Annotated in this window: 10 protein-coding genes and 4 pseudogenes; 2 read left to right on the forward strand and 12 right to left on the reverse strand. The window is 66.7% G+C overall.

The window, feature by feature from the left end; all coding sequences use genetic code 11:
• Positions 1 to 227 precede the first annotated feature (227 nt).
• From ACO1BR_RS42740 to ACO1BR_RS42760, 5 genes are all read right to left on the reverse strand, one after another.
• Positions 228 to 527 (reverse strand): ATP-binding protein, encoded by a 300-nt coding sequence (locus tag ACO1BR_RS42740; RefSeq protein ID WP_426800535.1) that lies wholly within the window; start codon positions 525 to 527, stop codon positions 228 to 230.
• A gap of 87 nt (positions 528 to 614) precedes the next feature.
• Complete coding sequence (locus ACO1BR_RS42745; RefSeq protein ID WP_426800526.1) at positions 615 to 2084, reverse strand: benzaldehyde dehydrogenase; 1470 nt, start codon at positions 2082 to 2084, stop codon at positions 615 to 617.
• Between the two features lie 154 nt (positions 2085 to 2238).
• Positions 2239 to 2466, reverse strand: coding sequence for a non-oxidative hydroxyarylic acid decarboxylases subunit D (locus ACO1BR_RS42750; RefSeq protein ID WP_426800527.1), 228 nt, complete (start codon positions 2464 to 2466; stop codon positions 2239 to 2241).
• Positions 2467 to 2484: 18 nt separating this feature from the next.
• Positions 2485 to 3909 carry a non-oxidative hydroxyarylic acid decarboxylases subunit C gene (locus ACO1BR_RS42755; protein ID WP_426800528.1) on the reverse strand — a complete coding sequence of 475 codons (1425 nt, stop codon included), beginning with the start codon at positions 3907 to 3909 and terminating at the stop codon, positions 2485 to 2487.
• Between the two features lie 19 nt (positions 3910 to 3928).
• Positions 3929 to 4525 (reverse strand): non-oxidative hydroxyarylic acid decarboxylases subunit B, encoded by a 597-nt coding sequence (locus ACO1BR_RS42760; RefSeq protein ID WP_426800529.1) that lies wholly within the window; start codon positions 4523 to 4525, stop codon positions 3929 to 3931.
• A gap of 87 nt (positions 4526 to 4612) precedes the next feature.
• Between ACO1BR_RS42760 and ACO1BR_RS42765 the strand changes: the two genes are divergently transcribed.
• Positions 4613 to 5512: a helix-turn-helix transcriptional regulator gene (locus ACO1BR_RS42765; protein WP_426800530.1), complete on the forward strand. Its 900-nt coding sequence runs from the start codon at positions 4613 to 4615 to the stop codon at positions 5510 to 5512.
• Positions 5513 to 6213: 701 nt separating this feature from the next.
• Positions 6214 to 6393, forward strand: a pseudogene (locus ACO1BR_RS42770) (flavoprotein); the annotation flags it as partial.
• 465 nt (positions 6394 to 6858) lie between these two features.
• Here ACO1BR_RS42770 and ACO1BR_RS42775 read toward each other — a convergent pair.
• The 7 genes and pseudogenes from ACO1BR_RS42775 to ACO1BR_RS42805 form a co-directional block, all read right to left on the reverse strand.
• Positions 6859 to 7287 (reverse strand): PPOX class F420-dependent oxidoreductase, encoded by a 429-nt coding sequence (locus ACO1BR_RS42775; RefSeq protein WP_426800531.1) that lies wholly within the window; start codon positions 7285 to 7287, stop codon positions 6859 to 6861.
• A 270-nt stretch (positions 7288 to 7557) separates the two neighbouring features.
• Positions 7558 to 8313, reverse strand: coding sequence for a nuclear transport factor 2 family protein (locus ACO1BR_RS42780; protein ID WP_426800532.1), 756 nt, complete (start codon positions 8311 to 8313; stop codon positions 7558 to 7560).
• Between the two features lie 182 nt (positions 8314 to 8495).
• The gene (locus ACO1BR_RS42785; RefSeq protein WP_426800533.1) at positions 8496 to 8768 is read right to left on the reverse strand and encodes a hypothetical protein; all 273 of its coding nucleotides are present in this window, start codon (positions 8766 to 8768) and stop codon (positions 8496 to 8498) included.
• Positions 8769 to 8839: 71 nt separating this feature from the next.
• Positions 8840 to 9274: pseudogene (locus ACO1BR_RS42790) on the reverse strand (transposase); the annotation flags it as partial.
• Between the two features lie 193 nt (positions 9275 to 9467).
• A pseudogene (locus tag ACO1BR_RS42795) lies at positions 9468 to 9596 on the reverse strand (transposase); the annotation flags it as partial.
• A gap of 12 nt (positions 9597 to 9608) precedes the next feature.
• Positions 9609 to 10427, reverse strand: a complete 819-nt coding sequence (locus tag ACO1BR_RS42800) for an IS5 family transposase (RefSeq protein WP_426800534.1) — start codon at positions 10425 to 10427, stop codon at positions 9609 to 9611.
• Between the two features lie 96 nt (positions 10428 to 10523).
• Positions 10524 to 11522, reverse strand: a pseudogene (locus ACO1BR_RS42805) (IS630 family transposase); the annotation flags it as partial.
• Positions 11523 to 11684: the final 162 nt, after the last annotated feature.

Genomic DNA, 11684 nt, shown 5'->3' on the forward strand with positions numbered 1-11684 from the left:
GAACCCGCGGAATTCGCCCCCACCCCACACCATCAGGCGACCACAGAACGACTCAAAGGCTCACGAACCGCCCACTAAGTCGCTCGGGTACGGCTCTCGCTTCATGTTCCGCATCTCAACATGGACATGCCCAGCAGGCGGCCTGCGCGACGATCAGTACCACGATCGAGCGATCACGAACCGAGGAAGATCGGACTTAACGTCCACTCAGGTGTGCCGTTCCGAATTCAATCCCTTGACCTGCGGCTTAGCTTGGATTTTATGTGCTTTGCGGCGGTCCGTGCAGTGTCCGATTTGACTTGCCGCCGCTGATGCATGGCGAAGTCGTCGAGAACGAGTAGGTCGGGGCGGATGAGTTCGCGCATGCGCATGTCCCAGGTGCGGTCCGTGTGGCTGCCGGCGATCTCGCCCAGGATCCGGCTGCTCTTGACGAAGCGGACGTTGGCGCTCTTGCGGACGGCCTGGTGGCCGAGGGCCTGGGGGACCTCCTGGGCTGGAGGAATGGAGCGCCCTGAGCCGGTCGAGATGCCCTGGCCGGGGTGCGGCCTGCCCTCAGCCGCCCGATCAGCAGGAGAATTGGCCTGGCCATGGCTGAGACTCGCCTCTCTTGGTCGCTACATCGCGTAGGCCGGGGTTTCCTGACGGACGGTAATCCATCGGGTTTCGGTGTATGCCTCGATGTTGGCATGGGCGCCACCGAAGCGCGTGGCGGTTCCTGAATCGAACATGCCGCCGAACGGCGCATTGGCCTCATCGTTGATTGTTTGGTCGTTGATGTGGGCCGTTCCCGTGGGGATGCGTTCGGCCAGCGCCAGTCCGGTGGTGACATCGGAGGTGAGGATGCCCAGGGAGAGTCCGTACTCGCTGTCTGAGGCCAGGTGGGCGGCTTCATCGAGGGTGCTGAAGCGGGCGACTGCGGCCACTGGGCCGAAGACTTCGCTGTCGTATGCGGGGATTCCCGGGCCGCTGTCCGCCAGGACGGTCGGCCGGTAGAACAGGCCCTCGTAGCTGCCGCCGGTTATGAGCTTGGCTCCGGCCTGCACGCTGTCGGTCACGAGCGCGTGGATCTTGTCGCGCTGCCGGTCGTCGATGATCGGCCCCAGCGCGACGTCTTCAACAGCGGGGTCGCCAACGGTCAGTTGCGCGGTTTGGTCTGCGAGCCGTTGTACGAACTCTTCGTAGATCGACTCGTGTACCAGGTGTCGGCTGCTGGCCATGCAGACCTGCCCTTGATGGAAGAAGGTGCCCTGCATCGCCGCACCCACAGCTCGGTCAAGATCGGCATCCTCCAAGACGATCAGTGCGTTGTTGCCGCCCAGTTCGAGGTGGGTGTGGATGAAACGACGCGCAGCGATCTGCCCGACCGCGCGGCCTGCGGCAGTGGAACCGGTGAAGGAGACAGCGCGTACTGCCGGGTGGTCCACCAGGGCCAAGCCGACATCCGCTGCGCCTGGAAGCACGTGCAGGACTCCCGCCGGCAGTCCTGCTTCCTCGAAGATGCGGGCGAGCGTCACGCCGCCCGATACGGCGGTGCGCGGATCCGGCTTGAGGATGACCGCGTTGCCGAGGGCGAGAGCCGGTGCGACCGAACGGATGGCGAGTTTCAAGGGGGCATTGAACGGGGCGATCACGGCGACCACGCCGACTGGGAGCCTGCGCGTCATGCTCATCCAGGCACGTTCGCTGGGGATCACTTCGCCGAGGGGGTGTGAGGGCAGGCTGGATGCCTCGAAGCACTCGGCTGCCGCGCCGCGGACCTCATAGGTCGCTTTGGCGCGGGTGGCGCCGGCTTCACGGATCAGCCAGTGCTCGACCTCCCGGCTGTGCCGCTGCCACAGATCGCCCGCACGGCGCATCACTGCTGCTCGTTCACTGTATGGGGCTGCTGCCCATGTGCGTTGGGCATCGCGCGCCTGCTCGAGAGAATCGGTCAGGTCCTCGATGCCGGCGGCGCCCACGATGCCGAGGGTGGCCCCGGTCGCGGGTTCGAGGACGGTGCTCACTCCGCCGCGGGCTTCATGCCATGAGCCGGTGAAGATCCGACCCTGCCATGGCGCGTCATCAAGGATGGTCGTGTTCAACATCGGTTCCTGTTCTGTTGCGGGCAGGTCAGCTCCAGCCCCCTGGGGCTTGTGTCGTTTCCTGCGGTCTCGGGTCGATGTGACGCCGGTTGCGAAACGCCGCTTCTGCAAGCGTGGGATGGGGTTGCGGGGCGTGGCCCTTCGCGTGCGCGGCCGTTCAGCGGACTTGCAGAGGCGGGATCACGGGGACCTGGGGGGCGTTGTCGATGTCTGCCGGGGTCATCCGGAACTCAACCGGATAAGCGTCGCGTCGGGTCCGGCGGGCGGGTTCGGTGGTGCGCCACATGAACAGACAGCGGCCGCACTGGAGCACCTCCCACGCGCCGGGGACCGGGGAGCCGTTGACGGTCTCGATGGTGCCGTGTGCACAACGGGGGCAGATCACGGTGACTCCTGAAGGGATTCAGCGGGCGGCGAGCAGCGACTGGAGGCGCTGGGTCCACGCCTTGGTCTCGGGCAGATCCTTGACCGGCGTACTGAAGTTGCCGCGGTCGTCCGGCGAGACAGGCGTCGTGGCGTCGATGATCATCTTGCTGGTGATGCCGACCGGGGAAGCGGCCGGCGCCAATTCCATGACGGACAGGTTCGGGATGACGACCACGTCGTCTATGGGATTGACCTTGCACGACATCGCCCACATCACCTGCGGCAGGTCGAAGGGGTCGATGTCCTCGTCGACGACGATCACCTGGCTGACGTAGCCGAGGCCGTGGGGGGTGGTCATCATGCGCATGCCGACCGCCTTGGCGAAGCCGCCGTAGCGCTTCTTCGTGGAGATGATCACGGCCAGGCCGTGGGTGTACATCGCGTTGACCGCCTGCACTTCGGGGAACTCCGCACGCAACTGCTTCAGCAGTGGGACGCAGGTGTTCGGTCCGACCAGGTAGTCCACCTCGGTCCAGGGCATGCCCAGGTAGAGCGATTCGAAGATCGGGTCCGTGCGGTAGGAGATCCGGTCGATGCGGATCACCGGCATCCGACGGCCGCCGGAGTAGTGGCCGGTGAACTCGCCGAAGGGGCCCTCGATCTGGCGCTTGCGGCTCTCGATCACGCCCTCGATGACCACCTCGGAGCCCCACGGCACGTCGAATCCGGTCAACGGTGCCGTCGCGATGGGCGCGGGCGCGCCGCGCAGGGCACCGGCCATCTCGTACTCGGACTGGTCGTAACCCATCGGCATGCCTGCCACGATGACCATCACCGGGTCGTTGCCCAGGGTGATCGCGATGGGCAGGTCCTCGCCGCGGCTCTCGGCCGTGCGCAGGTGCTGGGCCACGTCGTGCATAGGGACGGGCTGGAGGGCGAGCCGGTTGCGGCCGATGACCTGGAGGCGGTAGGTGCCCACGTTCTGCTTGCCGAAATGGTCCGGGTCCTGTGGGGCGCGGGAAACAACGGCCGCCTTGTCGATGTAGAAGCCGGCGTCACCGTCGTTGAGGCGGAACAGCGGGAGGACCGTGAACAGGTCCACGTCCGCCCCTGCCATGGTGTTCTCCTGCCATGGCGCGTGCTGGCGACGCTCGGGGGCGACCGGGAAGGCGTCCCAGCGGCGCGCGAACTCCTCGATCTGGTCCTTGACCGGGGTGCCTGCGGGCAGTCCGAGCGCGAGCGCGTGGTTGCGCCAGGACCCGTGGACGTTCATGACGATCCGGGCGTCGTGGAACCCGGTCACGTTGTCGAAGTACAAGGCGGGGGCGCCTTCGCCGATCCGGCCGGCCGCGTTGGCGGCAGCCGCCAGATCCGGCTCCGGCAGGACCTCGTCGCTGATCCGAAGCAGCTGGCCCTCCTTGTGCAGGGTGTCCAGAAAGCTGCGGAGGTCGTCGTAGGCCATGGCGGGGTGTCCTTTCGTTTCAGGCGGCGGGGTGGATGGTGGCGGTCCGGGCGGCGCGCATGCCCTCCCAGCGCTTGGCGGCGGGGGCGGGCAGCGCGAACTGGTCGAGGATGCGGGCGGTGATGTGCTCGACGATGTCGTCCACCGAGGCGGGGTGGTTGTAGAAAGCGGGCATGGGCGGCACGATCCGCACCCCCATGCGGGCCAGGGCGAGCATGTTCTCCAGATGGATCTCGCTCAGCGGCGTCTCACGCGGTACGAGCACCAACGGGCGCCGCTCTTTGAGCACCACGTCCGCGGCCCGGCCGACCAGGCCGTCGGCGTAGCCCGCGCGGATGCCGGCCAGCGTCTTCATCGAGCACGGCACGATCACCATGCCGTCGGTCCGAAACGAGCCCGACGCGATGGTCGCGCCCTGATCCTCGGGGCTGTGTACGACGTCGGCGAGATCCGCGAGGTCGCGGGCACTGCGGCCGGTCTCCAGTTCGATGGTGGCCCGCGCCCAACGGCTGAGGACGAGATGGGTCTCCACCTCGGGCAGCTCGGCCAGCTGCTGCAGCAGCCGAAGCCCGAGTACGGCACCCGTGGCTCCGGTCATCCCCACGATCAGTCGCACGTCGATCAACTCCTCGGCTCTGCGTGCCCCCCGCTTTCGACGCTATGGGCCGCCCGACGACGACCAGCGGTAACCTGGAGACCAATCATGGGAAAAAAGCGACAGCTCTCCGTCACCGACGTGGCCTACAGGCCCTCGCTGAGCGCCCCCATAGGGATCGACGTCCTCGACTTCACCGAGCTATCCGTGCGCGTGGACCGGCGAGGACTGGACCTGTCGGCGCCGCTCCGGCCGGCTTTCCACCACCTGATCCATGTCAGGCAGGGCCCGGTGCGGCACACCGTGGACTTCCAGGACTACGCACTGGCATCGAGTTCCTGGCTCTGGGTGCAAGCCGGCCAGGTCCACCAGTACGCCCCCGCTGATCACGCCGCAGCACGGGGCACCATCGTCATCTGGCAACCCGGCTTCGTCACCGCCGAACCCCTCCAGAACAACGCGCCCATGCTCCCCACCGGCCAGCACGCCCGCTCCGCCAGCATCGCGCTGCGCCACCTCGTCCACGAATACAACGACCTGGCCTCCCTCCCCCTCGACGCCCATATCGAGACGCTGCGCCACCTCCTGAGCGTCCTCCTGCTGCGTCTGGCCCACGCCTGCCCGGCCCCCGCCTCCCCCGGGTCGGACAGCGAGGTCTTCCGCAGCTTCCGTGAGGCCGTCGAACGCGACTTCGCCGACTCCCACCACGTCAACGACTACGCCTCCGCCCTCGGCTACAGCGTCCGCACCCTCTCCCGCGCCGCCCAGGCCGCGACCGGCTCGACCGCCAAGCAGTACCTCGACGCCCGCATCCTCCTGGAAGCCAGGCGGCTCCTGGTCCACACCGACGCCACCTCCGCGGAGATATCCCGCAGACTGGGCTTCCATGACCCCAGCGACTTCACGAAGTTCTTCCGGAAACGTGACGGGAGGACACCACTGCGATTCCGTGAAGTTGGCCGGGGGAGAACACCAGAGATGATCTCCGCCCCGACGTCAGACGAGTAGATCCCCGACACGCGTTCTGACTCATTCCTGGGCTCGGCCGGGGCGCGTATCCACGCGATACCCCGATCGCTACCAAGGTCGCGACCTGGGCTTACAGCGAGACTGGTCGGGCGCGTGGACGGCCCGACGGTGGCTGGCCCGGACGCGAGTGACCGCGCAGCCGGATCGGGCCCAAGGCGCGGCGACCAAGGCGCACTGGCCGCGCATGCCCCACACCGCGGGGCCGTCGAGCCTCCCTTCTGACGGTCGCCCGCGGGCCACTTGCAGGACAGTTCCTCGACGGTTCCTAGCGCTGCAGGCACGCAAAGCGGAGGGGTACGGGTCGGCGCCGGAGTGCTGCTCTCGGCGGCGGGAGGTTCCATTTGCGGACAGGCCGAGCCGCTCACAGCATGGGTCCGACGGTGCTCCGCAGGGACGGACAGTCATGAGCGCGCGGCGCAGGATGACGATGGCGGTGACGGGAGCCGGCGGTACGCGCATGGCGCGCTACGTGCTCTCGGGGCTTGTGGACGACGATCGAGTCGCCCACGTGGACCTCATCGTCTCGCAGACAGGCCGCAACTCGTGGCACACGAGTTCGGGGGCCCCGCAGAACAGGATCCGGTCGAAGCACTCCTGGGCGAACTGTCCAAGAAGGTCACCGCACACGACCCGGCGGACCTCACGGCCTGCCGACCTCGGGCAGCTACCCCTCGTCGGGAATGGCGATCGTGCCGTGCGCGCTGGGCGTTGTGGGCCGGATCGCGCAAGGGCAGGCGAACACGCTGATCGAACGGGCGGCGGACGTCTGCCTCAAGGAACGACGCCAACTGGTGCACTGCGTACGCGAGACACCCTTCAACCTCATCCACCTGCGCAACATGACGCAGGTGACCGAGGCCGGCGCCGTCGTGGGATCCCTACCTACTACAACCTTCCCCAAACGATTGAGCAGATGTTCGCTGAATACGCTGCGCGTCTCCTGGGATTCATGGGGCTCGACCAGACCGACTACTACAAATGGAACGGCACGGAGACGAAGGCGCACCACGACCGCGCGCAGTGAACAGCTCCAGGAAGCGCTTGTTCCTCCCCCCTGGCCGGGCGAGGGATCGCCCACCTCGGAAGCCGGACTCCGGAATGCCCCAACGGGTCGAATGGGTTGATTGCCGTCGGGCACCGCCACGACAGCAGGAACCGATCACGCTCGCGGTAGATCCTGTGCAGGGAACCGACAATCATCGATTGGCCGCGGCGGGCGAATCGAGACGGTTGACACCCCTCCTCAACGGCCCGAAGCCTTCCCTGAAAGTAATGAGGCCTGGACCTAGATCCACGGGGGTGACGGTGCACGACTGTCCGCTCTGTCAGTCAGCTACGCCGTTGAACGCCACAACCTTGTCGATCGACATCCGTACCAGGAGGATCTCGGGCACGCTGTTACGGGCGGCGTACTCCAGGGCACGTTTCTCTCCCACGTAGCGGGCCGCGATCCGAGCCGCCCATTCGCGCACCTGCGGTGCGTCCTCGCTCACCTCCGCCTGGCCATCGATAACGACGAAGGAGAACGGTGGCCGATCATCGTCGACGCAGAGGGTGACCCGTCCATCGCGGATCAGCGTACGGCCCTTGACGCTGTTCTTAGCGGTGTTGAATACGACGTTGTCGCCGTCCAGCAGGAACCACACGGGCGCGACGTGCGGCCGTCCGTCGGCACGAGTGGTAGCGATCTTCGCGGTCCGCGTGCTCTCGCTGACGAAGGTGCGCCATGCGGCGTCGGTCATTGGCGTAGCCATGAGTCTCAGGATTCCTCGAGACAGGTTTCGGTTGCGGTGCGGTCCGCACAGTGTTGGAAGGCTTTGTCATCCTGTCCGGACCTGGAGATGCCGCGCCACGTTGTTACACGGCAGGTGGCGGTCGTCGATATGGAGGAGCAGCCAGTGGTATGGCGATGCCTGGAAACAAACAAACCCTCATTTCCCTCGGCGGTAGGCCGCGCGGAAACCGGGCCTGACCACAGGCATCATCTGCCGCCGTCGGCTCCAAGCCCGTACTGAAGATGTGGCTCAGAACAGGCCGTTTTCGTGGGGCAGTTCGGCGGGGATCCCCTGGATGACGTCCCAGTGTTCAACGATCTTCCCGTCAGCAAGGCGGAAGAGATCGTAATACGCGACCGGCCCGCCGAACTCCCCATCGGCCTGAACCAAAACGAAGTTGCCCTCCGCGATGACCTTGTAGATCGTCTTGTAGACGACGTTCTTGCCCTGCGCGGCCCACTTCGCTGCGGCCACGCCGAAGCCGTCGAGACCGTCACCGGCCTCCGGGTTGTGCTGGAGGTAGGTCTCGGTGGAGGTGTAGTCGGTGGCCACCGAGTATTCGGCGCCCTTGAGGACCTTGTCTGCGTACTCGGCGACCACCTTGCGGTTCGCCTCGGTGCTGCCCAGGTCGCTGACCTGGGCAGGGCCGTCAGTCTGGGAACGACCGCTGACGGTCTCCTTGACCACCGGCGTCAGGGCGTCCCAGTGCTCGGCGAGCCTGCCGTTCTCGACGCGGAAGATATCGAAGGCGACCAGCGGCGCGGAGCCGAAACCGTGGTAGATCCCGTGCAGCGCGACGAGGTCTCCGTCGGCGATGACCCGGGCGCCCTCGTATCGGAAGTCCGCGGGCAGCGAGGAGACCAGTCCGCGCAGGCCCTCAGGGCCGTCGGCGGCCAGCGCGCTGTGTTGCTTGAACGTTGAGGAGACCCAGCGGTCCACCGCGGAGGTGTCCTTGTCGCCGAACAGCTCACCTACTGCCTTGAGGACCAGATCCTTGTTGTTCATGAAGCTCGCATCCCATAGTGCCGGGGGGCGGCAGACCTGGTGTCCGCCGACCGCACCTCCACGATCGTGAGAATTGATCCAGCGCACGAGGTGAATTCCTGACCCGTTATGGGCGAAAGTGGACATCCTCTGGGTGGGCGGCCCTGTGAGTCGTCCGACGCTTGCCGGCGGTATCCGAAGAGTCAGGAGATCGACCGTTCGATCTTCCAGCGGTGTCGGCCCAGGCGCTCGCTGGTCTCGATGCCGGGGCGTGCGATGCGCGGGACGATGCCGCGTTCGCGCAGCCACCTCAGGCGGTCGGCGGAGTAATACGCCTTGTCGGCGCGGAGCTTGCCGGGACGGTGCCGGCGGGGACCGCGCGCCGCCGCTTCAACCTCGCCGTTTCGCTTGGGGCGATGAGGCGTTGCTGATCGCCAGCGGCTGGGTGGGCCGGGTGGTTTCGTTGCTTTGGGCACGATGGAGTCCCGGCGCGGTGGTCGGGTTCTCCGGGGGCCCTTCGGGGCGTGGGCGGTCAGGGGTTTGCTGGTCAGCCGGCGGGACGGGGTAGCGCGGCGAGGCGGTGGAAGGCCGTGGCCAGTTCGTGTCTCCAGGGCCAGGTCGCCGATATCCGCAAGCGCAGGCGGCGGCCGCCGCGGGTGAGGTGTGCGGCGACGTGCAGCAGCCGGTAGCGGAGCTTCTTCGGCTCGACAACCGCGAGTTCGCCGTCCAGCAGCAGGACGCGGGTCCAGGCCAGCAGGTCGATTGCCGCGAGGCTGAGTACGAGCCAGACGGCATTGATGCCGAAGTGGCGGGAGGGGAAGCAGCCGAAGCCGGTGGTCTTGCCGCACCGGATGTGGCCCTCGACGATGGCATGCCCGCGGTGGCGGACCTCCAGGAACTGGGCGGAACCGCCACCGGAGTAGGGGGTGTCGGTGAGGAACACCTGGCGGCGCAGGCCCTCGTCCTGGTCGAACAGGGACAAGGGTTATGACCAGGGCGTTCTGCCTTGATCTCGGCCACCATCGCTGACAACTTCGGCCATGAGCCCCCCTATTGTCAGTGCTCCCCCTTACCGTTTGGAGAGTGGATGCCGCACCTGCACCCTTAGACACCGGATTCGCGCAGCGCATCAAAGCGCTGGCGTGCACCGCACCGCTGCACGATCTAGTGCCGCATCAGGCAACGTTCGCCCTGTTGACGACCTCGCGGAGGCGTTCGTCGTCGGCGTGCTTGTTCCGCCAGAGGATGTAGCGGCGGATCATGCTGCCCTGCTCTTTGTGGCTGACATGGTCGGTGCCGTCGAGGGTTAAGGACTCCTAGCAAAATGAGGTTTTGAGGCGTCGCCAGCAGATGATGCTGCAGCCGAGGATGAGGAAAGCTTCGTGGAGGTCTTCCCTGATCTCCCAGCGGATGCGCAGGCGTCGGAACCAGTGCAGAAGGGCGAAGGCTGCTTCGGCGACCCATCGGTGGATGCCCAGACCGGAGCCGTGCTGGGTCCCGCGGCGGGCGATGAGGGGGCGGATGCCCACCTCGCGCAGTTCGCGGCGGTAGGTGTCGGAGTCGTAGGCACGGTCGGCGAACAGAGCGCCGGGGCGCTTTCGGGGGCGCCCCCGCTTGCCTTTGACGGCCGGTATGGCGTGGACCAGCGGCATGAGCTGGGTGACGTCGTGGCGGTTTCCGCCGGTGAGCGTGGCCGCCAGCGGGATGCCGTGCGCTTCGGTGATCACGTGGTGCTTGCTGCCTGTCTTTCCCCGGTCCACCGGTGAGGGCCCGGTCTTCGAGCCGCCCTTCATCGCCCGCAGATGGGAGCCGTCGACCGCGGCCCGGGAGAAGTCCAGCAGCTCGGCCGCACGCAGCTCGGCCAGCAGCAGTTCGTGAAGAGCCTGCCACACCCCGGCCTGATGCCAGTCGCGCAGCCTGCGCCAGCACGTGCTGCCCGAGCCGTATCCCAGCTCCTGGGGCAGGAACTCCCAAGGGATGCCGGTGTACAGCACGAACAGGATCCCGCTCAGCACCCGCCGGTCATCGAGCCGTTTGCCACCCGGATACCGCACCCGGCGCTTGACCACCGGCAGCAGCCCGGCAATCCGCTCCCACAACCCGTCCTCGACTTCCCACGGCCTCCGCTGCACCATGCCCAACGCCCCCACCACAACACCAGACAGAGACACAACACCGGCTAATGACCTGTCATCCCAAGGCAATACAGCTCACTTTGCAAGGAATCCTAAGTAGCGCAGGGCGGTGAACTGGGCTTCGATGCGGTTGAGCCAGGAGCTGTTGGTCGGCGTGTAGGCGAACTCGACGTTGTTGGCCGCGGCCCAGTCGCCGACCCGGGTGTCCTTCTTCGTGGTCAGGTGCGGAGAGAAATTGTCGAGCACGATGGCGATGCGGATCTCGGGAGGGTGGAGGCTGCGCAAGTAGCGGCAGAACTCCAGGAACCTCGTCCGGTTCTTCTTCGGTTTGATGTGGCCGTAGAGCCGGTCCCTGTCCAGGTCCAAGGCGGCGAGCAGATGGCGGACCCCGTGCGGGCGGGTGTAGGTCGCCCGCCGGCGGGGCCGGGGCTCGCGGAGGGGGTCCTTGTGCCGTCCGCCGCGCTCGGCCCACTGCCGACCAGGATGGGGTTGGAGATTGAGCGGCCCGAACTCGTCCAGGCAGAAGATGACTTCGGGCTCGCCTGCCTCGGGTATGACCTCGCCGTCAGCGATGGCGTAGAGGTGCTCGACGCGGGCCTTCTTGGCGGCGTAGTTAGGGTCGCGGGAGGTTTTCCAGGTCTTTATGCGTTGAAACGAGACGCCCTCCTGGCGGAGCAGGGCCCGAAGGCCCTCGTGGCTGATGTCGTCGACCACCCCCTCGGCGACCAGGAAATCGGCCAGCTTGGCCAGGCTCCAGGTCGAGAACGGCAGGCCGTGCTCGACCGGCTTGGACTTGGCGATCTTCTTGATCTCGCGGCGTTCGGGGAGGGTGAAGGTCTTGGGCCGGCCGCCCTTGTACTTGGGGTAGAGCGAATCGAAGCCGTCGGCGTTGAAGTTGTGGATCACGTCTCGGACCCGGTCCGGGCTGGTGAACGTCGCCTCGGCGATCCTCGCCACGGGCATGCCCTGCGCGGATAACAGCACCATCTGAGCCCGCCGCCAGGTCACCACCGACCCAGTGCCTCTGCGGATGATCCGCAGCAACCGCCTGCCCTCGTCGTCATCGATCTCCCGGACCCGCACACGTTCAGCCACGTGATCATTCTGGCTGTCCGGTGCCGCCCAGCGCAGCAATCAAGTCACGCGTCCCCGAAGGGCGAACGTTGCCTGATGCGGCACTAGTACTGTAACGGTGTTTGTGCTGATGGTTGGGCAGTTCTATGGGCTGTGTCCTCGTCGTTTGTAGTGGCTGGTGCG

It is taken from the genome of Streptomyces sp. YGL11-2 (assembly GCF_050054615.1).
Lineage (GTDB): Bacteria > Actinomycetota > Actinomycetes > Streptomycetales > Streptomycetaceae > Streptomyces.